Source organism: Halomonas sp. XH26 (assembly GCF_024138895.1).
Classification (GTDB): domain Bacteria; phylum Pseudomonadota; class Gammaproteobacteria; order Pseudomonadales; family Halomonadaceae; genus Vreelandella; species Vreelandella alkaliphila.
The window spans coordinates 3,768,007-3,793,681 of record NZ_CP071889.1; the positions used below are offsets into that span (position 1 = coordinate 3,768,007).

19 protein-coding genes and 1 pseudogene are annotated in these 25,675 nt (G+C 47.1%); 4 read left to right on the top strand and 16 right to left on the bottom strand.

The genetic code is table 11. The annotated features are described in order from the left end of the window. Position 1 precedes the first annotated feature (1 nt). The 4 genes from pcaF to aroQ form a co-directional block, all read right to left on the bottom strand. Entirely contained in the window at positions 2 to 1,204 is a 1,203-nt protein-coding gene (gene pcaF, locus J4377_RS17210; protein WP_253486234.1) for a 3-oxoadipyl-CoA thiolase, read from the bottom strand. A gap of 10 nt (positions 1,205 to 1,214) precedes the next feature. Continuing rightward, positions 1,215 to 1,988: a CoA-transferase subunit beta gene (locus J4377_RS17215; protein ID WP_253486235.1), complete on the bottom strand. Its 774-nt coding sequence runs from the start codon at positions 1,986 to 1,988 to the stop codon at positions 1,215 to 1,217. After that, positions 1,988 to 2,806: a CoA transferase subunit A gene (locus J4377_RS17220; protein WP_253486236.1), complete on the bottom strand. Its 819-nt coding sequence runs from the start codon at positions 2,804 to 2,806 to the stop codon at positions 1,988 to 1,990. Before J4377_RS17220 ends, J4377_RS17215 begins: the two co-directional genes overlap by 1 nt. Positions 2,807 to 3,137: 331 nt before the next feature. Continuing rightward, positions 3,138 to 3,581 (bottom strand): type II 3-dehydroquinate dehydratase, encoded by a 444-nt coding sequence (aroQ, locus tag J4377_RS17225; RefSeq protein WP_253486237.1) that lies wholly within the window; start codon positions 3,579 to 3,581, stop codon positions 3,138 to 3,140. Between the two features lie 517 nt (positions 3,582 to 4,098). Here aroQ and J4377_RS17230 point away from each other — a divergent pair. Beyond that, positions 4,099 to 6,546, top strand: a complete 2,448-nt coding sequence (locus J4377_RS17230; protein ID WP_253486238.1) for an EAL domain-containing protein — start codon at positions 4,099 to 4,101, stop codon at positions 6,544 to 6,546. 97 nt (positions 6,547 to 6,643) lie between these two features. Here J4377_RS17230 and J4377_RS17235 read toward each other — a convergent pair whose 3' ends face one another. The 5 genes and pseudogenes from J4377_RS17235 to J4377_RS17255 form a co-directional block, all read right to left on the bottom strand. Beyond that, entirely contained in the window at positions 6,644 to 9,655 is a 3,012-nt protein-coding gene (locus tag J4377_RS17235; protein ID WP_253486239.1) for a response regulator, read from the bottom strand. After that, positions 9,652 to 12,510, bottom strand: coding sequence for a PAS domain-containing protein (locus J4377_RS17240; protein ID WP_253486240.1), 2,859 nt, complete (start codon positions 12,508 to 12,510; stop codon positions 9,652 to 9,654). Before J4377_RS17240 ends, J4377_RS17235 begins: the two co-directional genes overlap by 4 nt. Positions 12,511 to 12,542: 32 nt before the next feature. Further along, positions 12,543 to 14,192: a diguanylate cyclase gene (locus J4377_RS17245; RefSeq protein WP_253486241.1), complete on the bottom strand. Its 1,650-nt coding sequence runs from the start codon at positions 14,190 to 14,192 to the stop codon at positions 12,543 to 12,545. Then, positions 14,185 to 14,574: a response regulator gene (locus J4377_RS17250; RefSeq protein WP_253486242.1), complete on the bottom strand. Its 390-nt coding sequence runs from the start codon at positions 14,572 to 14,574 to the stop codon at positions 14,185 to 14,187. The genes J4377_RS17245 and J4377_RS17250 overlap by 8 nt, the downstream gene beginning before the upstream one ends. A 386-nt stretch (positions 14,575 to 14,960) precedes the next feature. Next, a pseudogene (locus J4377_RS17255) lies at positions 14,961 to 15,067 on the bottom strand (integrase core domain-containing protein); the annotation flags it as partial. A gap of 230 nt (positions 15,068 to 15,297) precedes the next feature. Between J4377_RS17255 and J4377_RS17260 the strand changes: the two are divergent. After that, positions 15,298 to 15,714 carry a hypothetical protein gene (locus tag J4377_RS17260; protein WP_253486243.1) on the top strand — a complete coding sequence of 139 codons (417 nt, stop codon included), beginning with the start codon at positions 15,298 to 15,300 and terminating at the stop codon, positions 15,712 to 15,714. 21 nt (positions 15,715 to 15,735) lie between these two features. On the opposite strand, the gene J4377_RS17265 is transcribed toward J4377_RS17260, so the two are convergent. The 7 genes from J4377_RS17265 to J4377_RS17295 form a co-directional block, all read right to left on the bottom strand. Then, on the bottom strand, positions 15,736 to 16,524 hold the full coding sequence (locus J4377_RS17265; RefSeq protein ID WP_253486244.1) for a shikimate dehydrogenase: 789 nt from the start codon (positions 16,522 to 16,524) through the stop codon (positions 15,736 to 15,738). Positions 16,525 to 16,597: 73 nt separating this feature from the next. Next, complete coding sequence (locus J4377_RS17270) at positions 16,598 to 17,296, bottom strand: FadR/GntR family transcriptional regulator (RefSeq protein WP_095603535.1); 699 nt, start codon at positions 17,294 to 17,296, stop codon at positions 16,598 to 16,600. Between the two features lie 49 nt (positions 17,297 to 17,345). After that, positions 17,346 to 18,656 carry a TRAP transporter large permease subunit gene (locus J4377_RS17275; protein ID WP_095603534.1) on the bottom strand — a complete coding sequence of 437 codons (1,311 nt, stop codon included), beginning with the start codon at positions 18,654 to 18,656 and terminating at the stop codon, positions 17,346 to 17,348. Between the two features lie 39 nt (positions 18,657 to 18,695). Then, positions 18,696 to 19,202 (bottom strand): TRAP transporter small permease subunit, encoded by a 507-nt coding sequence (locus J4377_RS17280; protein ID WP_095603533.1) that lies wholly within the window; start codon positions 19,200 to 19,202, stop codon positions 18,696 to 18,698. 57 nt (positions 19,203 to 19,259) lie between these two features. Continuing rightward, complete coding sequence (gene dctP, locus J4377_RS17285; protein WP_253486245.1) at positions 19,260 to 20,288, bottom strand: TRAP transporter substrate-binding protein DctP; 1,029 nt, start codon at positions 20,286 to 20,288, stop codon at positions 19,260 to 19,262. A 436-nt stretch (positions 20,289 to 20,724) separates the two neighbouring features. Continuing rightward, positions 20,725 to 21,447, bottom strand: coding sequence for a FadR/GntR family transcriptional regulator (locus J4377_RS17290; RefSeq protein WP_176472098.1), 723 nt, complete (start codon positions 21,445 to 21,447; stop codon positions 20,725 to 20,727). Between the two features lie 56 nt (positions 21,448 to 21,503). Then, positions 21,504 to 22,238, bottom strand: coding sequence for an SDR family NAD(P)-dependent oxidoreductase (locus J4377_RS17295; protein WP_253486246.1), 735 nt, complete (start codon positions 22,236 to 22,238; stop codon positions 21,504 to 21,506). 394 nt (positions 22,239 to 22,632) lie between these two features. On the opposite strand from J4377_RS17295, the gene J4377_RS17300 reads away from it, so the two are divergent. Both J4377_RS17300 and J4377_RS17305 read left to right on the top strand, forming a co-directional pair. Then, positions 22,633 to 23,412 carry an SDR family NAD(P)-dependent oxidoreductase gene (locus J4377_RS17300; protein ID WP_253486247.1) on the top strand — a complete coding sequence of 260 codons (780 nt, stop codon included), beginning with the start codon at positions 22,633 to 22,635 and terminating at the stop codon, positions 23,410 to 23,412. Between the two features lie 22 nt (positions 23,413 to 23,434). Beyond that, positions 23,435 to 25,615 (top strand): thiamine pyrophosphate-dependent enzyme, encoded by a 2,181-nt coding sequence (locus tag J4377_RS17305; protein WP_253486248.1) that lies wholly within the window; start codon positions 23,435 to 23,437, stop codon positions 25,613 to 25,615. Positions 25,616 to 25,675 lie beyond the last annotated feature (60 nt).

Here is a 25,675-nt window from a genome sequence, read left to right on the forward strand (position 1 = left end):
GTTAGACGCGTTCAATCAGCGTGGCGATACCCTGACCCACGCCTACACACATGGTGCACAATGCATAGCGCTTGCCGCTGTTTTGCAACTCATGGGCGGCGGTAAGCAGCAGGCGTGCGCCAGACATTCCCAATGGGTGGCCAAGGGCAATCGCGCCGCCGTTAGGGTTGACGCGTGGATCGTCGTCTTTAAGGCCCAAGCCACGCATGCAGGCCAGTGCCTGGGCAGCGAACGCTTCGTTGAACTCAAACACATCGATATCATCCATGGTGATACCAGTGCGTTTGAGCAGTTTTTGCACAGCAGGTACCGGACCATACCCCATGATGCACGGCTCAACGCCCGCTGTTGCCATGCCGATAATTTTCGCCATCGGCATTAGGCCATGCTGCTTAACTGCCGCCTCACTGGCCACCAGCATCGCCGCCGCACCGTCGTTAACGCCCGACGCATTACCTGCGGTCACGCTACCGCCTTCACGGAACGGCGTAGGCAACCCTGCCAGTTTTTCCAGGGAGGTTTCCCGCAGGTGCTCATCCTGATCAAAGATTAGCGGCGCCTGCTTGCGAAGGGGAATCTCGATGGCGGTGATTTCCTGGGCAAAGCGCCCCGCGTTTTGGGCGGCAGCGGCTTTCTGCTGGGAGCGCAGGGCAAAGGCATCCTGATCTTCCCGAGAGATAGTGAACTGCTCGGCGACGTTTTCCGCCGTTTCTGGCATCGAATCAACGCCGTAGGCTTTCTTCATCAGCGGGTTGATAAAACGCCAGCCGATGGTGGTATCTTCGATCTTTTGCCCGCGCGCAAAAGCGCCTTCAGCCTTGCCCATCACGTAGGGCGCTCGCGACATGGACTCCACACCGCCTGCCAGTGCCAGCTCCATTTCGCCCGCTTTAATCGCTCGAAACGCGGTACCGACCGCGTCCATGCCCGAACCACATAGGCGGTTCATGGTTGTGCCGGGTACCGAGGTCGGGATGCCCGCCAGCAGCGACGACATACGCGCCACATTGCGGTTATCTTCACCGGCCTGGTTGGCGCAGCCCATAAACACTTCGTCAATGGCAGCAGGGTCGAGATCCGGCGCTTCCGCCAGTACGGCTTTAAAAATCGTCGCGGCGAAATCATCGGGGCGCACGCTGGCCAAGGTACCAGCGAAGCGGCCAATGGCGGTACGGCGAGGATGGCATAAATAGACGTCACTCATACAAAGCTCCTTATTCACCCGCGTGGGCGCGCTCGGTGCGTGCTTTTAGTTCGCGCAATATTTCAAGCTCGTTGGCGTTCGGTTCCGGCGTGCTCTCAAGCTGCTCGGCAAAGCGAATATCCCAACCGGTTGCGTCAATCACGTTTTCACGGGTGACGCCGGGGTGTAGCGAGACGACGACCAGCTCTTTGGTGTCCGGGTCGGGCTTCATCACGCACAGGTCGGTAATGACCCGCGTGGGACCCTTGCCAATATTGGGCACGTTATCGCGCCCTTTGCCATCACGGCCAAAGCCTAGCGTGGTGACAAAGTCGACATCTTTCACAAACGCGCGCTTTGAGTGCTTCAAGGTAATAAACACTTCACCTGCATTGGTGGCGATTTCCGGCGCACCGCCGCCGCCCGGCAGGCGTACCTTAGGCGCTTTGTAATCACCGATCAGCGTGGTGTTAAGGTTGGCAAAGCGGTCGATTTGCGCAGTGCCTAAAAAGCCCACGTTGACTTTGCCACCCTGCAGCCAATAGCGGAACATCTCTGGCACGGCCACCGTGGTCAACGCTGATTCGCACAGCTCACCGTCACCAATGGATAACGGCAGAATCTCAGGCTTGGTTTGCAGGGTGCCGGACTCATAAATCAGCACTACCTCAGGCGCATGGGTTAGGCGTGCCAGGTTGGCGGCTTCAGAAGGTAGACCAATGCCCACAAAGCAGGTCATGCCATTTTCTAACGCACGGGCAGCGGTCACAGTCATCATTTCAGAAGAGGTGTATTCCTGACTCATTAGGCTTGCTCCTCTGCACCGTAGATATTCTTGTCGATCCATTGAGTAAAGGTATCGCGGTCACGAGCAATGGCATCCCACTCTTTATAGAAGCGGTTGCTGCGACCGTAGTAGCCATGGGTATACGAAGGCAGCGCGCCCTTTTCTGCCACGGCAACAGCACTAATCGCCCAGCCAGGAATCACGCAAGCATTGGGATGAGCGTTCAGGTCATCGACAATCTCTTCCACGGTGACAATGCTGTGCTTAGCAGCCAACACCGCCTCTTTTTGTACGCCAACAATACCTTCCACCAGCACATTACCTTGTCGATCCGCCCGTTGAGCGTGAATGATCGACACATCCGGTCGCACAGAAGGAACCGCCGCTAGGCGTTCACCGGTAAACGGGCACTCAATAAATTTGATTTGATCATTCACGCTCGGCAGCTCGCTACCGACATAGCCACGCAGCACAGCCATTGGCAGGCCAGCAGCCCCAGCCTCAAAGGCGCAGGCCATCGCGGCATGACTGTGTTCAAGAATCTCAATTTTGCGCGGCCAGCCTTTCTCAACCGCATCGCGCAGGCGGTGAAGCGAGCCCACGCCGGGGTTACCGCCCCAGGAGAAGATCACCTTTTTAGCACAGCCCGCGCCAATCATTTGGTCGTAGATGATATCGGGGGTCATGCGGATCAGCGTCAGGTCGCGCTTTTTCTGACGGATCACTTCGTGACCCGCGGCAAACGGAATCAGGTGGGTAAAGCCTTCCATGGCAACGGTGGCGCCATCTTCGACGTAGCGTGCTACTGCGCCATGCAAGCTCAAGAACTCAGCCATAGGTCTCCTCCTGGCAGTGACTCTCGACAAGTTCGAATAACGAACTTTGATTTGTATTGCGAACAATCTACTCCCGTCATATTCGCTCGTCAAACCCCACCAAGCACGCATACAAAAGGGGAGGCTAAGCCTCCCCTTTCGTTAACATCGGTAAAAACCCTGTCATTTCAGATGATTACTCATTCTTCAGCCAAGCAGCCGCACGCGCTACTTGGCGTAAGCTACTACCAAGGTATAGCGTCGGGTCACAGGCGTTACACAGCTCTTCATGAAGGAGGTATTTTTATGGTCTTTCTACTGCTTTTTGCCCTCGTACTGCTTCGCGTACCGTTTAAACGCAGGATTTTATGATGGCGTTTAAAGCGGCCTGGTAACCCTCCGTCCCAAGCCCCGCAATGACCCCATCTGCCCGCTGCGAGACATAGGAGTGGTGACGGAAGCTTTCGCGTTTATGGACATTTGAGATATGTACCTCAATGACCCTACCTTCAAAGGCATTGAGCGCATCGAGGATAGCGACAGACGTATGGGTATAGGCGGCCGGGTTGATGATGATAGCCAGCGTGCCATCGAGACGCGCCGCATGAATGGCGTCAATCAATTCGCCCTCGTGATTGCTTTGAAAACAGCTTATATCCCAGCCCTGCTTCTCAGCTGTTTCAGCCAAAGCGTTATTAACATCGTCCAGCGTCTCATAGCCGTAAACGTCTGGCTGGCGAACGCCTAAAAGATTTAAATTAGGTCCGTGAAGGACCGTTACTTTTGGTTGTTCCACTGCTCATCTCCTTTCGTGGCGCTACGTCATCGTCGGAAATCGTTATGCCTATAATAACGTGTCGTTTAGTGCTTAATCTGTCTTCATAATGTCTGAAAATCGCTTAATTGAACGCTATTCGAACAACATACTATATTGGCTATGTGCTAGTAAGGTTATTTCAGCGAGGGGGCACTGATGGAGGAAAAAGGCTAAGATGAAAGGTTAAAACCTGATGACCGCGGCTTCGTAACGGCGATCATCCGTTAAACCAACCAAGCAAGCCGCCTGTATCAAACACTCAACTAGACGGCCCGCCATAAACAGCTGGATATAAGCTTGTATCAACCAGCCAGCCACACAAAAGAGTGGCGATAGACGGCTTGGCCGAAGAAACTGAGTAACTGGCTTTTGCTAACAAATGGCTCAAAATTTGAAGTAATGAACTCAGACAATTGATGTAGCCAGAGTGTGGGATGTTTGCTGATCGGACGCTATAGTAGCTCCTGATGAACAGATGATATGCAGAGGGAGTTAGATGAGTAACTCAAACAACCATAAAATGGAACAGCTACTCTCTGCTTACAGAGAACATCTAATGCTCTACAAAACTGAGCTTGAAGCCATTTGGCAAGCTGACCATAGTGATGCTAAATGGGTTCAAGATATTATGGGGATTGCGCATAAGTTGAATGGTTCTGGGAAGGCATACGGCTTTGTGGAGCTATCTCAGTTGGCCCGTGAGCTAGAGCAAGCCTGCGAGGCGGCTCAGAACCTGACGCAAAAAAAGATCATATCAGGTTTATCAAGCCCACTTTATGCTTTACTAAATGCGCTTGAGCGTGACTCAGTCGCAAAGAATGCAGGTGCCTCCCCAAATCACAACTCAGCTAATACATTGCAGACAAACGATATTTGTGATGCGGTCGATATATTATTGGTGGATGACGATCCTAATTTTTCAAAGAGCCTAAGCGAAGTGCTTAGCCAGTATGGATATCGGGTTCATTGTCAGGATGACATCAATCAGCTAGATCAAGCAATTGCAGACCACGAACCTGTGGCTTTGATTGTAGATATGGACTTTTCCGGTAAACGCTTCGCTGGTGCCAACCAAGTAAGCATCTGGCGCCAAAAAAATGGCGCTCCTTTGCCTGTGTTTTTCGTATCTGGGTACGACTCTTTTGACCTGCGCTTAGCATCTGTTCGCGCCGGAGGGACTCACTACCTTAGAAAGCCCTTGGATATACCTAAACTTGTTTCGTTGCTTAACTCAGAACTAAATCTTGCCCCGAGCGAACCCTATCGAGTGATGTTAGTAGATGACGACTATGACTTACTCAGCCTATACGGGGCATTTTTAACAAATGCGGGTTATAACGTCACTAGTGCTACCAGTGCACAGGATGCACTAAGACTATTAGAACATAGCCATCCTGAATTAATATTAATAGACGTATACATGCCAGGCTGTAGTGGCATTGAGTTAGGTAAAATAATCCGCCAGCATGAAGAGTTTGCCACAATCCCACTATTATTCATGTCTGCAGCAGCGGATACAGATATGCAGTTAGCTTGTGCTCGATTGGCTAACGATGAGTTTATCAATAAACCAATCGAACTATGGCGTTTATTGATGGTTGTCAAATCTAGAGTAAAAAGGGGGCGATACTTGCGCTCTCATTTAGGTACGTCAACAATTGCAGAAACACAAACTGTCCATGATCCACTGACAGCTTTGCCTATGCTTGCAAGCATGCGGCGTGACATTGAAGAAGCGCTGCAACACCGAGCGTCAGACAACCTAATGGCTGTCGTAAAAATTGATATTCGAGATTTTCATACTATTAACAACCTCCACGGCCATTATTTTGGCGATGAAATCTTACAGCGGATTGCCTGGGAGCTGACTCAGCACATAAACCAGAGTGACACACTATATCGAGAAAGCGGTGATGAATTCTTGCTTCTAACCACAGGACACAAAAGCCAAATATTGGTAGAGCAATATATTAACGATACAGTTAATTCAATTGAGAATACTAAAATAACGTCGAAACATGGGATCATGGCACTTTCAGCAGATATAGGAGTCGCATTTGCTACAAAAGATATTAGCAGTGCAGGAGAGCTGCTCGATAACGCCGACATAGCTGTCTTTAAAGCGAAAAAATCAACAACTCCTGAGATATGCTACTTTGATGACACTCTAAAAACTGTTCAAAAAAAGCGCTTTTTTTTGGAACACGCCATAAAAAAAGGACTCGCTACCGATCAGTTTGTCACAGTTTATCAACCTATTTACACTGTTAATGAAAATAAACTTGTTGGCTTCGAGGCCTTGGCACGTTGGCAGCACCCGGAAAAGGGGCTGCTTTGTCCAGGCGAATTTATCCCTTTAATGGAGGAGAGAGGCTTGATACCTCTTCTCACCCACCAGATGTTAACGCAGTCATTGTCACAGTTTGCAGCTTGGCATCGCCAGCACCCCTATTTATTTCTGTCACTTAACCTGACTGCTAAAGATATTCAAAAGCCCATATTTTTAAAACATTTGGCCTCATTATTGGCTCAATACCAACTAAACCCAGAACGTATTGTGCTAGAAATCACAGAATCTCTATTGCTTTTTGACTGGCAGCATGCACGCTACTTACTTCGTCAACTAAGTGATTTGGGCGTGCGACTGGCGTTAGATGATTTTGGCACCGGATACAGTTCACTGAGTTACTTGCAACGCATTGATGCCGCTAAATTAAAAATTGATCGAAGCTTTATATACCAATGGTCTCAAACCGGTGACGCGCGATTACTACAAACTATGGTGCAGTTAGGAAAAACGATGAATATGTCAGTAATCGCAGAAGGTGTGGAAAAAAGAGAGGAGCTATCATTCTTACGCCAGCTAGGCTGTGATCAATACCAAGGCTTTCTAGCAGCTAAGCCCATGTTTGCAGAGGAAATAGAGAAAACCCAATGGAACTAACACTCCATAAATAAAAAATAATTAATATATAAAATTTAACTATTTAATTCTGTGAAGCGGCCTAGCGTATTTCAAGCTAAAGGCCGCTTTATTATGACTAACGAAGAAGCTTTGTTGGTGTGACGTCGGTGACTCGCGACAGCCTAGATGACCGAATACGTGCATTGATGCCATCTATTAGTGTCTCTGTCGTTAACCGAGATTTCAACAAAACAGCTTCAACCTGCTCGTGTTGTTGGTGGGACATATCAGCCCCAGATAAAATGACCACTTTTGCTTCGGGTTGGCAAGCGCGAATGTCTGGAACAAGCCCCCAACCTGAACCATCAGGTAATCCTATATCGAGCAACACAACATCAAATACCTGTCGTTTCAAATGCATTCGAGCAATTTCCAAAGTAGGAGCCGCTTCAAACATAAAAGACTCTCCCGCCATGGCTGCCACTACTTCATGTAAATCCGTATCATCTTCAACATGCAGTACTCGGGGACGATGCTCACAGTTAACTAATAGCTGCCGCTGAACCAGCTCAATTAATCGATGTTGATCTATTGGCTTTGCCAACCATTCAATGTTACTAGCGTCGCCGTTAATTGCTAAATGCCCCTGTTCTACTGTAGCTGAAATGACGACGATCGGCAGATCGACGGTGCAGGGATCTTTACGCAGGGTACGAATAATGTCCAACCCGCTTACATCTGGTAACGACAAATCCAAACTAACAAGGTCGTAATAAGTATTACGTAGAACGTTTAGCGCCTCCGCACCATTGAAAGCAATATCAACTTGATACCCAGCGCCGCTCAGCATAATGCTTAACAGATTGGCAACATCCTTATCATCTTCAACAACCAAAATACGAGGATTTCCGTAATTTTCATCGTCTTTTCCTGGTTTTTGAGAGCGTTTTAGTGCTGTTTGAGCCAATGGTAATTCGAAGAAAAAGCGCGAGCCTTTCCCTTCAACAGACTCAAAATCGATTCGCCCTCCCATATGCTCTATCAGTTCACGCGTAATCGCCAGACCAAGTCCAGTCCCCTCTTTGGCACGGGCATCCGAAGAATCTGCTTGAGAAAAACGCTGAAACGCTTTATTACGAAAAGAATTAGAAATTCCAGGACCATTATCAATAACACTTACCACTGCCTTACTATTTAATACTTCAACAGTCAACGTCACCTCGCCACCTTCGGGTGAAAACTTAATGGCATTGGACAACAAGTTGGCCAGAACTTGCATTAAACGTGCATGATCAACATTCACCAACACATCTGGCGCTTTATTAGCCAACAGCAGAGTCACCCCTCTATCGCTGCCATAATGACGGTTAGACTCTAGGGCCTGTTCAACCAACGGTATCAACGCTTGCACTTGCATATCGAAATGTAACTTGCCTGCCGCAATTTTTTCGATGTCTAGTAAATCATTAATCACGTGAGCTAACCGCTTACTGTTACGATGGGCTGTCGTTATTAGTTTTTGAGCTTTTGCGGGCAATTCACCAAAGGCTCCCCCCACCATTAAACCCAGTGCTCCAGAAATAGAGGTTAACGGCGTACGCAGCTCGTGGCTAACAGTAGAAATAAACTCACTTTTAATTTTATCTGATTGTTTCCGCTCAGAAATATCTTCCGCAATGCCCAGATAACCGCTAATTTCACCAGCACAATCACGCATGGGGGTAACCACCAGGGATACCGGCACATGATGACCATCCTTATGAACGTAAGTCCACTCCCGTGTCTCTGAGCCATCTTGCTCAGCTTTTTCTACAAACACTCTAAAGCCTTCGACAGGCAGCCCTTGCTCAGCGCCTAGCTGAGCCGAGCGAAGCTCTAACTCATCTCTCAGGTGAAACATTGCCGGCGTCTTTTTACCCAATATGTCTGTCCTTTTGTAACCCAGCATATTCTCCGCGCCTTTGTTAAAGGCGGTGATAACGCCTGCCGTATCAGTAGCAATAACGGCGACTTCAGTCGCGGCTTCAAGGATGTTAGATAAAAAGCGTTCAGCGTTACGAATAGCAGTATCTGCGGCTTTTCGTTCATTGGCTAAGCGGTTCATCGCGCGAGCGAGCGAACGTGCTTCTGGTCCCCCTTGTTCACGGAAATCACTATCAAAATATGCACTATCAGCCATCTGGTCGATACGCCGTGTGATTCGCTCTATGGGGTGCGTAAGACTTCGTGCAACCCACCCCCCTGCTAAAGCGATGAGCGCCATGGCAAACAGAGCAATGAGTAAGAACTGTTTAAAAGATGCTTTTGCGGGCGCAATGGCTTCCTCATAGGGAATTGCTCTCAGTACTATCCAACCGATAGAGTCCAATTGCTTACTAGCCGTCAGGTATCGCTGTTGCTGATATTCCACGATAGTGCCCGGTGGACCCAGCGCCAGTGCGGTGTCGACAAGTGGATCAGTACCATCATCGGGAAGAGGCTCGATCGTCTCAAAACGTTCCAGCATAGAGACAAACAAACGGTGTCTCGGGTCAATAATCAGAGTGATACTGGAGTTAGCCTCATCTAAGCTATAAGCGTCGATAAGCGGCGTATTAGCTAGATCTAGTATTCCGCCCACGTACCCTACAAAACTATTGTCTACAGATAGAATGGGCTGCAAGTATGAAATGAGCGGCAGTCCAGTAGTGCGTCCAATAATGGGCTCAGAAACCACTGCTTCTTTGGTTTGTCGGGCACGCTGGAAGTGAGGGCGGTCGGCATAGTTGGTACCTAGACGCCCGGAAACGTGGCGATTTTCTGCGATGGCCGTGCCATCAGCATCAAACGCCAGCAAGCCATCAGGGAAAAGGTTGCCAGCAACAGAGGGTTGTTCCAGTAACGTTTGTAGCGATTGAGCGCTACGTAATACGCCATCGTCATTGAGTAGGCGTGTTGCAAAAGCTTCTAAACCAAGCACTCGCTGCTGCTGTGAAAGTTCAAGCTCAGAGGCTAATCGCTTTATCTCAGCTGTCTCACGCTCGGCCACAATCGACTCATAATCAGTGACCATTAGTTGATACACTGTGACTAAAATCCCGCCAACGAGAATACCACTGGTAGCAAATACGAGTAACACAATGCGCATACTCAGCGGGATGTTTATCATTGGTATTCCCTTGGCAATAAGATAAAGAAGTTGGCACCCCCACCTGCAGCATCACGGTAGCCAACGTCGCCCCCCATCTGCTGGCAAATTTCTTGGCTGATGGCTAAACCAAGGCCAGTGCCAGGTAGCTTTCGGGTATCGCTACCATCTGCCTGGGAGAAACGCTTGAACAAATGATCACGAAACTCAGGATCAATGCCAGAGCCGTGATCACGAACTGAAATCTCAACAGTGTTGCTATACGAATTGACACCTATGTCAACCGTCTCTCCTAAGGGAGAAAACTTAATCGCATTAGATAACAAGTTATTGAATGCTTGTATAAAGCGAGGGCTATCAACATTAACCCAAACAGTAGGCAACGCGCCAGAGAGCTGAACAGATACCTGATGTTGCTCACTGTAGCCATGCATAGCTTCGATGGCCTCTTGCAACAAAGGGGCTAGCAGTTGCACACTTAAATTCATCGGCATTTTTCCAGCAACCAACTTTTCTATATCTAACAAATCGTTAATTAGTGCCGTCAAACGTTGAGAATTGCGTTCAGCAGTATTTATGAGCGACTGAGCTTTATCAGGCAAAGCACCTACCGCACCACCTCTAAGTAAACCAAGCGAGCCCTGGATAGACGTGAGTGGTGTACGTAATTCATGACTGACAGTGGATATAAATTGATCTTTTAACTTGTCTAGTTTTCGGCGCTCTGAAATATCTTCAATAAGTGACCAAATTACCTGCTGGCCATTTCGCTCTTGACTTAACATACCCTGCAGGCGTACTGGATAGCGACTGCCATCCTTGCGAATATACTCTTTCTCGAAGGGGCCATAGCGTCCCGTCGTTTTTAAACTTAAAAGCGCCTGCTTCTCGTCGAGCAAATACTCTTTTGGTGTGACATCCCAGTAACTCAAAGACACAAACTCATCGCGGGTGTAACCCGTCGGCGCAATAAGTGCATCATTCAAGTCAATAAATTGCCCGGTTTCAAAATCATTTAAAGCGATACCAATCGGTGAAAACTCAAAGAGCCCCCTCAGCCGTGCTTCATTACTTTCCATAGCTAAACGTGCTTGCTCATGCTCATGCACATCCCGCAAATAGCCGTGCCATAAGGTACTTCCATCAGAGAGGCGTTCAGGTTTCGCCTGGCCTAATACCCAGCGATAACTATGCCCATTTGACTGTACACGATACGTCGCTTGCCAGTTCTCTAACGTATCCGCTGAATGCTCTATTGATGCGCTAATAGCCTCCAAATCGTCAGGATGAATTTTCCCAAAGGCAGGCGTTGCATCAGCCGCTGCCTCTTCGGGAGTCAGCCCATATAAAGCTTGAATTTGAGGTGAGCTAAAAGGAAATGTTGTGCGACCATCAGCAAACCGGCGAAACTGATAAACAACGCCGGGTAGCTGAGCAGTCAACTTGCTGAGACGCTCATTGTTAAGACTACTCGCTAAAATATCGGATAGCCAACGCGCTAATAAGCGAACAAAAAGCCTCTCACTGTCCCCGTAAGTTTCTAAACGTACGTTGCTCGCAGAAAAGTTGAGCGTTCCAAATGCGCGGCCCTCTATATCAATGACGATACCTGCATATGCGCCTAGTGGATTGTTCTGATAGCAAGGATGACGTTTAAATTCACAGCTTTCAGCATTAGCAATAAACAGTTCTCGCGTCTGCTCTGAGTCGCCCGAGAAAATATGATGACACCAAGTGTGATCCAGCGCGAAAGACTGATTAGCATGTACCGAATTATCTGGAGCTGCATCTGCCCAGCGCACCGTATAAATATCTCCTTCGATTTGACTAAGGATCGCCAAATCCATTTTCAAATAGTGCCTTGCTGTTTTTAGCGCGTAATTGATTTTTTCATCTAGCGCAACGTGTGAAGAAAATGCGATATCGTTGAGCAGCGCCAGGGCATCATGATGCTTGCTTAGCTGACTTGCCGTATTACGCTCACGGGTAACATCAACAATAAAGCCCTCTAGGATAGCGGGATAATGAGCTTCATCGTGAATGCATTTTCCTCGTTCTTCCACCCACCGCCAGGTGCCATCTCGGTGCTTAATACGATACTCAATGTGCCATTCTGTGTTGTCAGCCATTGCCCTAGTGACTGCGTTTTCCAGCACTGGCGCATCATTCGGGTGGATTAAGTCAGCGTAACAAACGCTTTTATTGCCGATGAGTTCGTCGGCAAGATAACCACTTACCCGGTCAACCTGCCCACTAATATATAGCATGGTCCAATGTTCATCAGGTAAACAGCGGTAGGTCACACCGGGCATATTATTAATGATAGAAGCTATTTGATCGCGATTGGCCATCAGCTCCGATTCAATTGCTGAACATGACTTCTGACTGATTTCATCAGCGTGTATTAGCTCTTCCACAGTCGCGGCGAGGTCGCCCAGCATAGTGATTTGCTCAGAAGACAACGTTCTCGGCTGTGTATCAATCAGGCATAGGGTTCCAATGCTGTGTCCACTAATAGTGTGCAAAGGAATGCCAGCGTAAAAGCGTATATTGGGAGCACCGATGACAAGAGGATTGTCAGCAAAACGAGCATCTTCTAACGCATTTTCGACAATCAATAGTGAGTGAGTCAGAATTGCGTGGCCACAGAAGGATATATTGCGGGGTGTTTCTTTGGCATCAAGCCCTTGGCGTGACTTGAACAACTGCCGATCCTGGTCAATTAACGATACCAACGCAATAGGCACTGAAAAAACTTGGCGAGCGATCCGTGTAATACGGTCGAAACGTGCTTCATGCTCGCGATTAAGCAAACCTGTTTCATCCAGTGCACGCTGACGCGCGATTTCATTTTCCGGAATCGGCGGTGCCTTCATGTTCAATCTCCGCTGTCATATCAATCACGATGCTAATCTGCCGCTAAACAAACGCGGTTACGGCCGCTGTTTTTAGCTTGATAGAGCGCTTGATCAGCCCGGTTAAGCAGGGACTCAGCGGTGTCCTCAGGGAAATGCTGATTATCGACGACGCCTGCTGACAAGGTGCAGGAAAACGGTTCGCTCCCCCCCGTAAACTGAATAGCAGCAAAGTCTTTGCGGAGGCTATTAACCATGCTGACAGCGTTGTCGGCAGTACAGTCTATCAGCACCACCGTAAACTCTTCTCCACCGTATCGGCCTAATTTATCGGTACTCCGAAAACGTTGGCGTAGCAACGTGCCCACAGCGGCAATCACTAAGTCCCCTACCGCATGCCCATGCATGTCGTTAACAGACTTAAAATGATCAATATCCAGCATTACTGCACAAAAATTCTGGGGCTTTCGTTGCGCTAGCAGCCACTGGTGTTGTAGAGCTTCTTTGATACTGGCGTGCTTAAGAAGCCCCGTTAGCGCATCTCTATTTTTTGTATCCTCAGTCTTGCGTAATCGCATAACACGAGATCGACAAAGGTTGACAAGAAGGTCAGTATCGATGGGTTTTTCGAGAAAAGCATCCCCGCCTCTCAGTAGTGCTTGACCACGTAGTTCTGCATTAGATTCGCCAGAGAGATAAATAACGGGCACTTGTGACCAGCGCTCCATTTGGCCGAGAAGAGCAGCTATCTCTGCTCCAGTGATTCCTGGTAGCCAGAGGTCCATTAGGATTAGCTCAGGGTTAAAATCATTGATAGCCTCGAACAGGGGGTCGGGACGGTCGAACACACTGACCTGCATACCTACATTCTCAAGTACGCATTGAAGATGATGCGCTATTTCGGCGTCATCCTCGACAATCATCACACGTTCTGGCTGGCTATCTTTCGTTTTGATTAACTGCGCTATGTGGGAAGCAAGCTTTATCATATCTAAAGGTTTGACAAAATAATTTTGCCCTCCGCTGCGCAAAGCATGGAGTCGCGCTCTAAAGCTTTCTTCCGTGCCCGTAAAAAGAATTGGGCAGGTGTAATCTTTAAGGTACGTCTGCCAAAAGGCCACCGGGTTTTCCCTAATCGCTTCGCACTGAGTGGCACGATGATCAATTAATAGTAAATCCGGAGATGATTTTTTTTTATCTTGATGCAACTCTTCAGCATCCAGAAAATGTCGCACTTGAAAGCCAAAACTGTGTAGCTGTTGAGCCATATACTCCGCTAGCATGGCATCTCTCTCTACCAGCCAGATAGAAGGTGCGCCATCAATATTTTCCAGGCGAGTGGTCTCCATGCCCACAATAGCTTTCCGTTTTCTGTCTACCTCGAGTGTGCGTTGTAGTTGTACAACCCAATCCAATACCGGTAGTGATTGCTTGGCATCTTGCTTCAAAACCTTTGCCACCAGCAGCTCGTACTCTCGAGCCTGACGCCCAAGGCTTTCAAAGCCAAAAGTTCCTGCAGAACCTGCTAGCGAGTGTAAGACTGAATTTAATTGCGTAAGGGACTCATGGCATGAAGCGTCTGCTGCCAGCCAGGTAGCAAGCTCTGTCAGCCGTTCGAAATCAGATGTAAGACGTTTTGAGTAAGCTTCCGAAAGCGTTTTTAAGCGCTTGGCAAAAGCTTGTGAAGAAGTTGAATCAACCATGGAACGTTTTCCAGATAGCACGGACGTCATCAGCGAGCGTCATAGGATCAAAAGGTTTTGCAATAACACCAGTTGCCCCGACTTCTTTATACCTTGCCACCTCTTCAGGGTGGACTTTAGCGGTCATAAAGGCGACCGCTATAGATGCGCTAATGTACCCTTGGCTCTTCAACTCTCTCAGTGTACTAGGCCCGTCCATACCCGGCATCATCACATCAAGCAAAAACATTTGTGGCGCAAACTCCCCCACTTCCCTTAATGCTTGCTCGCCAGATTCGCAAATTTTGACGGTCAAACCGCCTACATCCTCTAGGGCCATTAATGCAATATCTCGGATATCAGGGTCGTCTTCGACGCACATAACTCTTACAAGCGTATCCATGCCAGCCTCCTTCAAAATTTATTAGATATACTTAATCATTATCGCGATGTAAGTCTTGCACTAGAAACGCTACGTCTTTTTCAGAATAAGCCGGTGGGCTTTTATCAACAGCCAGAATTTACCTTCGTACAAGGCTAATTAAAACGTTGTGATCTAGCCACTTGAACCCGTACCAGCTTTCCCAGAGATCTGTCAGTAACATCTCACGTAACCCCTTACTCAGTTCAGTGTTCATATCAACACCTCCTCGATTGCAAGCACCAAGCCTTGTCGATGACGGCATATATTCAATCTCAAAAGAATTTAACTTTTTGTTAAAAAACACCATACCCAGCCAATTCTAAACACAATGACTGATAATTCGTCACCTTAATGCTCTCTATGGCCTCAATAATTACCCTCGCGTTATGTAGGCTGGTGAACCAGTGCTCATTAAGACATTTGTCTATGAAACGCCCATTGAGCGATTCGTGTAGGCGTTTTGAGTGGGTTTCCAGGTTCGATTCCTGAATGCATATAATAACTGCGGCACTTTGGATCATGCGGTAGAAACAGAAGGGTCAGCAGCGGTACCCTCTCTGCCTTACCGACCAAAGTGAAGCAAAGTATGGGATACCGACAGCTGACCCAGGCACAACGATATCAATTTTTTGCGCTTAGGGATGCAGGGTTGAGCCGACGACGACGTCCTATACGCTCAAAGCGAGGTTAACCGAACTGGGCATGCTGATGTCTTACAGTCGACCAAGAGTGAGTAATAACAATCCTTACTCGGAATCGCTGTTCCGCACTCAAATACTGCCCGACGTGGCCCACCAAGGGCTTTGCATCGCTGGCGCGGTACGAGAATGGATGTTGGCGTTCGAGCAGGCTTACAACGAGCAGCACCTTCACAGTGGCATCCAATATGTCACGCCAACTGACCGACATCGTGGTGTTGATCAAAAATGCCTTGAACGCCGTAAAGCGGTTTATGAAAGCGCTAAGCATCGATATCCGAAGCACAAGTCGGGTAGCATCCGAAACTGGGAGGTCACTGGCTCGGTGTCGCTAACCCAGGGAAAGTGCACGAAATCGAGCGTAATAAGCAGGCTGCTTAAGAGCAGCTATTTGGACAACTGGGTTGAAAATCACCGATAGACCGACTCCAAAATACAAAAATCAAAGACCCAATGTTTTAATCATAAGCCTCAGCTGATTATTTAGCATAGGTAGTCCAGGCTGCACCATACAGCCCAGACTCTTTGCTTTCTTTAAAAGCTGAGTCTCTGAAGGATCCATAATAATATCAGCAACCAATTGCTCTTTAGTCAACTCACCAGTATCAAAGGGTAAAGGATCATCATTTTTAAGCCCAAGTGACGTAGCATTAACAACAAGCTCATGACCTGCAGGGTTATTACTACCCAACACTACCTCAATATTAGGATGCTCTTTTTTAATACTTAAAACAAGCTCCTCTGCTTTCTTTAATGTTCTATTAAATATAGTAATTAGCGCAACATTCTCTTCTGCTAATGCAAAAGCGATAGCGCTAGCGGCGCCACCCGAACCAACTAAATAAACGGAGCGGCCTTTTGGTTCAAAGCCATTCTCTCTCAACCCCGCCACAAAGCCTTTTCCATCAAGGATATATCCATGATATCTCCCATCCGATGTGCGGCGGACTACATTAGTGGCTTGCGCACAACGCGCATCTGCTGTTAATTGATCACACAAATGGGACATAGCCGTTTTATGAGGCACTGTCACTATGAAGCCGGCTAGGTTACGCATTGAAGATAAGCTTTTCACAAATGATTCGAGACAGTCGCTATGCACATGAGCTGGTACCATAACAGCATCAATACCTTCCTCCTGGCATAAAGCATTAAATTTTTCTGGAGTTTTCACGTGTTCAATGGGGTCAGCAACAATAAAGCATACTTTTGTTTTTCCGGAAATTCTCATATTCTCACCAAAACAATATTTATTTTTTGGCTCATAAGAGTTTATCTTATGAGCAATTATTTAATTAGTAAGGTTAAGCATTTAAATAAACGTTCATCCTTTTGGCTGCTTGGCGGAGGTGGTTTTCAGCTGCCGAAGCAGCGCCATCACAGTTTCCACACTTTATATTTTCAAATATCTGAGTATGCTCTGAGAAAACATCATGTACTAAATCATGAGAATATTTAGAAGTATTCAGCCTAGCCTGACGAATAAGCTTTCTCACCGAATGATCGAGATGCTCGTTTAAATCAATAAAATAACCATTGTGAGTTGCTTCCACTATAGACCTATGGAAAAGATAATCCTCATGATCAGCAAGCTCTCCGTTCATAATTGCCAACTCCATACTCAATAATGCCTGCTGAATTTTTTTAAGGTCTGTACTATCACGTTTTGAAGCCGCAATTTTTGCAGCCCCTGATTCAAAAAATATCAAAAATTCAATAATTTCCCGAAAAGTTTCTTCATCTTTGACAGGGAAATCGCCGACTTTAAATGATCGGGCATGAATATTTTCTACAACGGTTGTCTTTTTACCCTGCCCAGTATCAATTACACCATCTTTTTTTAGGTAGGAAAGGGCTTCCCGAACCACCGTTCGGCTTACACCAAACTGTTCGCAAAGCTCACGTTCGCTTGGCAAACTATCCCCTGGTTTCAGGAATCCATTGTTTAACTCTCTGTAAAACCAGTTAACCAATGAATCCGATAACGGCTTAGCAATGTCCATTTCAGCTATGACCTCTAAAAAAATGTCAACATTTTCTCTGGCAATTACTTCACATAACCTGCCTAGGCAACCAAGTAGCTATTTCAGGATATATAGCAATAAGCACCATGCCAAGGACAATCACTAAAACATAAGGAGTAACTGACTTATAAATATGCAACATTGTAATATCTTTTGGCGCAACCCCTTTAAGGTAGAAAAGGTTAAAGCCAAATGGGGGTGTCATATAACCAATTTCCATCATGATAATAAACATTATGCCGAACCAGATGGGGTCAATTCCGTTAGCTTGTATCAAAGGTACAAAAACAGGCAAGGTGATCATCATAATCCCCACCGGATCCATTACCATACCCAGTAAAAACACAATAAATAGCATGGCGAACACTACCCCCCACTCTCCTCCGGGGATAGACACCATAATATCAGTAATTACACGCTGTGCTCCCATAGAGGTATAAACGGTACTAAATGCATACGCCGAAAAAAGTATCCACATTATCATGGAAGTAAGGACTAAGCATTTTATTGAAGCATCAGAAATTAACTTAAACGTTAGTTGCTTATGAACAGCCGCTGATATTATAGAACCGAGCACGCCCACGGCAGCAGCTTCAGTTGGGGTGGCCATGCCACTGAGAATAGACCCTAGCACTAATGCCACAATCATAATCGGCAGTAAAACGCCTTTTAACGCCACAATTTTTTCATTCCAACTACCTCTCTCTTCCTTCGGTAGAGATGGACCAAGGCTAGGGTTAATAAAACACCGTATTGCGATATATGCGGACACCAAAATCATGAGCAATATGCCTGGCATAACCCCAGCAGCGAATAATGCCCCTACTGAAACTCCAGTCAACATTGAATAAAGAATCATTACAATGCTTGGAGGAATTAGAATCCCAAAACCACCGCCGGCATTAATGCACCCTAGCGCCATTTCTCTATTATAACCACGGGCGAGCATAGCAGGTAGCGCCACGGCTCCCATAGTTACAACGGCTGCACCGCTTACACCCACCATTGCCCCAAAGATAGCACATATGAATACCGTACCAATTGCTAATCCCCCGCGCACTCCCCCCCACCATAGATGCATCATTCTATATAACGATAGTGCAACCCCAGATCTTTCTAGAATGATAGCCATTAAGATGAAGAGCGGAACAGATATCAAAGTAAAGCTGTTCATAGTACTCCACATTCTTGATGCAATCATATAGAATGCATCGCTCCCCCATGTGAAGTATAAAAATATTACTGATATTCCTCCTAGAACCCAAGCTAGCGAAACACCTAAGAACAGAAAGAAAACTAAAGAACCAAAAAATAAAATTGTCAGAAATTCAGTGCTCATGGCCCCTCCTCTATATTTTTTATTAAAAGAATTACGCTTCTATACTTTTTTTTCGATGAGAATCAAAAAGTCTTCCACAAAATTAGAAATCCCTTGTAGTAAAAGCAGGCAAGCACCCACTGGAACAGCAAGTTTCACAGGCCATATTTGAGGGTTCCAAGCTGTTCCAGATCTTTCAATTCTACTAATGGAATCACTAGCCAGCTCCCAACCTTCGATGATCAATACAGAGATAAAAGCAAAGAATAAAAACGACGTTATCAAGTTAATAAATGATTGAGCTTTCGGACTTAATTTTTGGTAGAAAATATCTACATTCACATGCCCCTTATTGGCTAACAAATAGGCCCCAGACAACATAACATAAGCTCCAAAAACAAGTTGGGAAAGCTCTCCTGTCCAAGTCGTTGGCTGCCTAAAAAAGTACCTCATAATGACTTCAGCTATGAGCAATATAAATATCAAATATATGGAATACCCTACTACTCGACCAACCATTAAATTCATGGCGGTTATATAGCCACATAATGACCTAACGTAGTGCATATATAGCTCCAAAAAAGTAAGTTGTCTGCCCAGAGCTCATACTGGGCAGACGAATGATTAATTCTTAGAAATATCGTTCCTAAAGCCTCTCAGCATTTCTATTGCTGCTGAAGCACTATCTCCTTTATTTTCTTCAAGCTTCCAAATATTATCTGCTTCGACCTCCATCTTTTCCCTAACATCATCGGGTAAACTTATAGAGGTAACGTTCTGAGAGCTTTCAATTTCTCTTAAAGCGACTTCTTCACGATACATATGATCGATAGTTGTGCTCCAAAAGTGATCTTCGAGTGTATCTTTTAGAATGTCTTGAATATCATCTGGAAGTCTTTCAATAGCATCTTCGTTAATTATATAGGCTTCCAATGCACCAATGAGAATAGGGTCTTGTACTCGATATGAAGCAACTTCATAAAATCCCATATTGGATGCTTCTTGAACAGCACCCCAAACTCCTGCATCAAACGTGCCTGTGGCAAGGGCCTGATAAAGCTCAGTTCCAGGGATAAACGAAGCTGCAGCACCAACATTTGTTAAGAAAGTTTGGGGAACTCCAGCAACCCGTATGCGCATTCCTTCAAAGGTTTCTAGGCTGTCTATTTCGACTCTAGAGAACATTTCGTAGGGATAAACTTTGTCTGAGGCATAATATAGGCCATAACCTGCTGCCTCTTCCCTAATGATCTCTTCAAAACCAAGATTCTTAAAATAGTGAGCGGCTTGCCACACCTCATCGAATGCACCAGGAAGTCCGAAAGCAATGCCAGCTGTTTCGAGCTGATCTGTCAGATAAGCAGGTGATGTCAAAGCCATAGGAATGACACCACGGCGAACCGCATTGAATAGCTCAGTTGCTCCAAAGAGACTATCAGCAGGATAAAGATCTAGAACCAACCTACCATCTGTGCGCTCTTCCAACGTATTTTTCAGCTTAACGAGACTGTGTTCCCAAGTTGGACTTGCCATAGGAAGGTGTGTAGTTACTCGCCATACATATTGTTCTTCTTCGGCGAGAACTTGAGAAATGCTAGCTGTAAGCAAAGTGGCTGTAATAGCACCATGCGCAATAATTTTGGACACATTCATGAGCAACCTCTTATGCATTGTTTATCATTTTTATATCTTGTCATACAAAAAAACAATCTTGTATGACAAGCTAGTTTTTAACAGCAAGACTTTAGAGTCAATATATCCTTTGGTATTATATTTTTTCTATGCTTTTGATTTATATGGAATTATTCAGGAAGGAAATCTATTCAAGTCTCTTTTCTCGTGCTTTTTTTGACTCACTTCACTCTGGAGTCGCTTTTTTTCAATCAACGGATCGATTACAGCAGAAAGATCTAATTTAATATTTTTTGAACTAGGCGGGCGGAACAAGAGATATATCAGATGGGTAGTATTTTTAGCGCCCAAAAAAGGTAGCGATCTATAATCTAACTGAAAAACAATATTAGTAATTTTTAAAATACTATCCCGCCGTTGCTTATTCATGATTTCGACGGGATGTAATATGCCTAACTTAATTGTTAGGCACGACCTGATAGATTTCTAATCGCTTTGCAGCATTTTCTAGATGTTGTGAAGCTGCTTTTTCCGCTTCAACCATATCCTGAGCTTCGATAGCGTTAAAGATAGCCTCATGCTCTTGCTGGACTAGTTTAACCATATCATTTCTACGAGCAGTTTTTTCTCTGGCGATGCGTATCAAGTTTCTAACGCGTAATTCTAGAAATTCTCCAAAGCTTATAAAGTAGGTATTGTGAGTGGCGTGTAGAATCGCTCGATGGAATTGCATATCTTCATTAACTCCATTTTCCCCTTTTCGAATAGCTGAACCTAGATCATCGAGATGCTTGCGAATTGATTTGAGATCGTCATTATTTCGACTTTTAGCGGCCTGTCTAGTGGCAGCTACTTCTACCGACATCAAAAAGCTAAAGAGATGGGAAAGATCTTCTTTGTCTTCAAGACTAGGCTCCAGCCTGAAAACCGAAGATCCTTGCGGATTAACGAATTGACCACGCCCTTGTTGGGAGATAACCAAACCATCAGACTTTAGAATAGAGATAGCCTCCCTGATGACTGGACGGCTAACCCCGTAGATATTTGCTAACTCATGCTGGGTGGGAAGGCGTTTACCCGGCTGAATTTCCCCGCTGTCGATGGACACTCTTATGCGTTTGGCTACTTCATCTGGAAGTGAGTGGCCTCTTAAGATGTGATTTGAAGTGGTTTGGTTCATTTTTGTGTCCATTTGGATAGCGATCTTGCTTTAGTAATGAGTGAGCCCCACGTATGTCAATTAATGTATAAACCACCATTGACCTGGATTGTTTCACCAGTTATGTAACTGGCTGCATCGCTGCACAGAAAGTCGACAACGCTGGCTACTTCATCAGGCCGACCTAATCGCTGCAATGGTGTGGAATCAACCATATTCTGTCGCTTGGTTTCATCTAATGATTTCATCATACGGGTGTCAATCAATCCAGGGGATACAGCATTAACTCGTGTGAGGGGAGAAAGCTCTTGTGCCAGTGAACGAGTCAAAGTGAGGACTCCCCCTTTTGCTGCAGCATAGGGGGTATGGTTAATGCTTCCACGTTGGCCAGCCAATGATGCAAGGTTTACGATAGAACTACGGTGACTTAATAAAGGGCGCAATGCCTGAATAGTGTAGAAAACTCCATCCAAGTTAATAGCAAGACTGTTGCGCCATTCGTTCACTCCGATCTCGCCTAACGGGAGATGTTGATACAAGCCCGCTGCAGTAACGATGTAGTCAACTTTGCCAAAGATTTCCCGGCATTTTGCGGCTAGGCGCTCAGCATCTTCTGCTTTTGACACATCTTGCATCATACCATAGCAATTCTGCCCACCTCCTAGTGACTCGACTAGTGGAGTTAAGGCCTCCATGCTGATATCGGACAGTAGTAAGCGTATGTTTCGATCATGAAAACGTTTTGCGATTTCTGCTGGTATTTCGCCTGCAGCCCCAGTTATCACGGCAGTCTCATAATGTTGCTTATTCATTGATAACTCCTACATAGACAAAAGTATTATTGTAAGGTTGTCTTACAAGTTGCAGTTTAGAAGGTGTAAATAAGCATGGCAAGTCGAACATTGCTTGATACACAACAAAACCTGTAAAACCAAATGCCTGAATTTTTCAGCATGAGGATACGCTCGCAGCCACTAACGATAGGGTCTGAAAGAGGTAGTGCCTGCTTAGAAAAAATGCATATTGCGTATGATTAGGTGCTGTTTGCGCGCAATTTGTCGGATCTATTCAGACACCGGAGAGCTTCCTCAGCAAACGATGGGTATTTCCTAACGCATTTTGTGGCTTGCCCAACAGGGTTGCCTAAGAAATTCCTACGTTACAAAAATTTGTAAGGCAACCATATCAATTTTAAGGCGCCGTATGATGCAAAAACAACGACAGCACTCTGAGCTGGGAGCAGTAGTAGTTACTGGGGGCGGAAGTGGTATTGGACGTGCCATTGCGGAGCAATTCGCCCATGCAGGCGAGGCAGTAATAATCTTTGATTACAATAAAGCTGCTGCCGAGCAGGTGGCATCAGACTTGACAGTCGCCGGCTACCGCGCTGCGGCCTTTGCCGGTTCAGTGAGCGATGAAGCTGACGTTTCTGCTGCTTTCGATCTTGCAGATAGCTACTTCAATGGTGTCAAGACGCTAATCAACAATGCCGGCGTCTCCGGTAACTGCCCAACCATTGAGCTAAGCCTCGCGGAATGGCAGCGCAATATTGACGTGAACCTTACTGGGGTCTTTCTATGCGCCCGTGAAGCCGGACGACGCTTGATTAAAGCCAACCGCCCGGGGGTAATTATCAATATGGCCTCTATGTATGGCGTTGTCGCTGCACCTAATCGAATAGCTTACTGCGGCACCAAGTCTGGCGTAGTGATGATGACTAAGACGCTGGCACTCGAATGGGCTAGTGCCGGTATTCGGGTTAATGGTATCGCACCTGGATACGTTCATACCGCCCTGACTCAAGAGCTAATTGAGACAGGCCGCTTGGATGCTGAGGCACTTAATCATCGCACACCTTTAGGCCGCTTCGGGACGCCAGAGGAAGTGGCAGATCTAGCCTGGTTCCTAGCCTCCGATCAGTCTCGCTTCATCACTGGCCAAGTCGTCGGTGTTGATGGTGGCTGGTCTGCCAACGGCTATCTCTGATTATTTGCTAGGAGAATTCAGCATGCCCCGTTTCAATACATTAAAGTCAGAAGCCGCTTGGCGTGAACTCATCACCACCGACAAAGACTGGAAGGCTGCGGACGCCAATATGCTGCGTAGCCTGTTAGTAAGCATGCACTTAATTCGGGCCTTCGAGGAGAAGGTGCTGGAGCTGGCTGGCCAAGGATTGGTGCACGGCCCTGCCCACTCAGCGATTGGTCAGGAAGGGGGGGCCGTCGGTTCAGTACTACCAATGCGGGCCAGTGATCAGGTGAATGGTTCGCATCGCGCCCATCACCAATTTCTCGCCAAAACGCTGCACTACGTGAGCCCTGAAGGCCTGGATCTAGCGGCTCCCATCAATGAGAAAACGCAGTGGCTGCTGCAAAAGACACTTGCCGAAATTCTAGGATTGGACCAAGGCTTTTGCCGCGGTCGTGGCGGCTCCATGCACCTACGCTGGGCCGAGGCCGGTGTACTTGGCACTAATGCAATAGTTGGTGGTGGCGTTCCCTTCGCTGCAGGAGCGGCCTGGGCGCATCGCCACGCTGGGACGGGGGATGCCGCATTTACTTACTTCGGTGACGGTGCGGTCAACATTGGTTCCGTGCTTGAGACTATGAACCTGGCTGCAGCGTGGAAATTACCGCTTTGCTTCTTTATTGAAAACAACCGTTACGCAGTCTCCACGGTAGTCGACGAGGCTACCGCTGAGGCACGACTGTCTGCGCGTGGTCAAGCCTTCAACATTCCCTCCTGGAAAGTCGATGGCATGGACCCACTTGCCGTCTATCTGGCTACCCAGGAAGCGATGGAAGTGATGCGCAGAGGTGATGGCCCAACCATTATCGAAGTCGATGTTTATCGCTTTTACCATCAGAACGGGCCTATGCCAGGCAGCGCCTTTGGCTACCGCAGTAAAGATGAGGAAAAAGCTTGGCGCGAGCGTGATCCACTGGATCTAGTGGCCGCCAAGATGATCGAACTCAAGCTGATTGATAAAGACGATGTACAAAGTCTTCGTTACCAAGCACAACAAGCGATGGAAAAAGCTGCCGCTGAGCTACTCGATATGAGCGGTAAAAAGCCTGCAATTCACGACCATTTGTGGCCTTCACGTGATTTTGTTGATGCGCTTGTACGTGGCGACCTATCGGAGTTCGACGGCGCTCATTATGTAGAACAAGAACAGTTCAACGGCAAGCTTGAGGAGCGCAAGTTCATCGATGCTGTGGCAGGTGTGATGAACCGCCGCATGGAGCAGGATGAGCGTATTGTAGTGATGGGTGAAGACGTACACCGTCTCAAAGGCGGCACTAATGGTGCCACTCGTGGCTTATCAGAGCGCTTTCCCGACCGCTGCCTGGGCACTCCCATCAGCGAAAATGCCTTCGTCGGTCTTGGTGGCGGACTCGCCATGGACGGTCGTTACCGCCCTGTAGTTGAGTTCATGTATCCCGATTTCATGTGGGTGGCCGCCGATCAAGTATTTAACCAGATCGCTAAGGCCCGTCATATGTTTGGCGGAGATGGCAGCATGCCGCTTGTGTTACGCACAAAAATTGCCATGGGCTCGGGCTACGGTTCACAACACTTAATGGATCCCGCTGGAATTTTTTCCACCTCGCCGGGTTGGCGCATTGTCGCTCCTAGCACCCCCTATGACTATGTTGGTCTGATGAACGCCGCTCTCCATTGTGAGGATCCGGTGTTGGTCATCGAACACATCGACCTCTACAACGTAAAAGGGCTCGTGCCGACTGATGATCTGGACTATCTCATCCCACTAGGCAAGGCCAAGGTGTTACGTGAAGGTACGGCCGTCACCGTACTGAGCTACCTCAATATGGTGCATCAAAGCTTAGAAGTAGCCGAGCGCTTAGGCGTTGACGCGGAGGTTATCGACCTGCGCAGCCTTGATCGAGACGGCCTAGATTGGGAGACCATTGGTGCAAGTATCATGAAAACCAATAACGTTCTGATCGTCGAGCAGGGTTCAGTCGGCACGTCCTACGGCACCTTGCTGGGTGATGAAGTCCAGCGCCGGTTCTTTGACTACTTAGACCAGCCCGTGCAACGCGTGCACGGCGGCGAGGCATCGCCGAGCATCTCGAAGGTGCTTGAGCGCGCGGCCTGTGCCGGCCCTGAAGAAATCGAGGATGGACTTCGCCGGGTACTGGCTGAACAGGGACGGTCACTGTAAGGCCGCCCGCATTATGACCTGCGGCACTTGGTGAGCTCCAGGGTCGCACAAAGAACGGTA

What these genes read in the sequence shown, in the direction of transcription:
- pcaF (WP_253486234.1), bottom strand. Translation starts at nt 1,204, where the DNA reads ATGAGTGACGTCTATTTATGCCATCCTCGCCGTACCGCCATTGGCCGC.
- J4377_RS17215 (WP_253486235.1), bottom strand. Translation starts at nt 1,988, where the DNA reads ATGAGTCAGGAATACACCTCTTCTGAAATGATGACTGTGACCGCTGCC.
- J4377_RS17220 (WP_253486236.1), bottom strand. Translation starts at nt 2,806, where the DNA reads ATGGCTGAGTTCTTGAGCTTGCATGGCGCAGTAGCACGCTACGTCGAA.
- J4377_RS17230 (WP_253486238.1), top strand. Translation starts at nt 4,099, where the DNA reads ATGAGTAACTCAAACAACCATAAAATGGAACAGCTACTCTCTGCTTAC.
- J4377_RS17235 (WP_253486239.1), bottom strand. Translation starts at nt 9,655, where the DNA reads ATGATAAACATCCCGCTGAGTATGCGCATTGTGTTACTCGTATTTGCT.
- J4377_RS17240 (WP_253486240.1), bottom strand. Translation starts at nt 12,510, where the DNA reads ATGAAGGCACCGCCGATTCCGGAAAATGAAATCGCGCGTCAGCGTGCA.
- J4377_RS17245 (WP_253486241.1), bottom strand. Translation starts at nt 14,192, where the DNA reads ATGGTTGATTCAACTTCTTCACAAGCTTTTGCCAAGCGCTTAAAAACG.
- J4377_RS17250 (WP_253486242.1), bottom strand. Translation starts at nt 14,574, where the DNA reads ATGGATACGCTTGTAAGAGTTATGTGCGTCGAAGACGACCCTGATATC.
- J4377_RS17260 (WP_253486243.1), top strand. Translation starts at nt 15,298, where the DNA reads ATGCTGATGTCTTACAGTCGACCAAGAGTGAGTAATAACAATCCTTAC.
- J4377_RS17265 (WP_253486244.1), bottom strand. Translation starts at nt 16,524, where the DNA reads ATGAGAATTTCCGGAAAAACAAAAGTATGCTTTATTGTTGCTGACCCC.
- J4377_RS17270 (WP_095603535.1), bottom strand. Translation starts at nt 17,296, where the DNA reads ATGGACATTGCTAAGCCGTTATCGGATTCATTGGTTAACTGGTTTTAC.
- J4377_RS17275 (WP_095603534.1), bottom strand. Translation starts at nt 18,656, where the DNA reads ATGAGCACTGAATTTCTGACAATTTTATTTTTTGGTTCTTTAGTTTTC.
- J4377_RS17280 (WP_095603533.1), bottom strand. Translation starts at nt 19,202, where the DNA reads ATGCACTACGTTAGGTCATTATGTGGCTATATAACCGCCATGAATTTA.
- dctP (WP_253486245.1), bottom strand. Translation starts at nt 20,288, where the DNA reads ATGAATGTGTCCAAAATTATTGCGCATGGTGCTATTACAGCCACTTTG.
- J4377_RS17290 (WP_176472098.1), bottom strand. Translation starts at nt 21,447, where the DNA reads ATGAACCAAACCACTTCAAATCACATCTTAAGAGGCCACTCACTTCCA.
- J4377_RS17295 (WP_253486246.1), bottom strand. Translation starts at nt 22,238, where the DNA reads ATGAATAAGCAACATTATGAGACTGCCGTGATAACTGGGGCTGCAGGC.
- J4377_RS17300 (WP_253486247.1), top strand. Translation starts at nt 22,633, where the DNA reads ATGCAAAAACAACGACAGCACTCTGAGCTGGGAGCAGTAGTAGTTACT.
- J4377_RS17305 (WP_253486248.1), top strand. Translation starts at nt 23,435, where the DNA reads ATGCCCCGTTTCAATACATTAAAGTCAGAAGCCGCTTGGCGTGAACTC.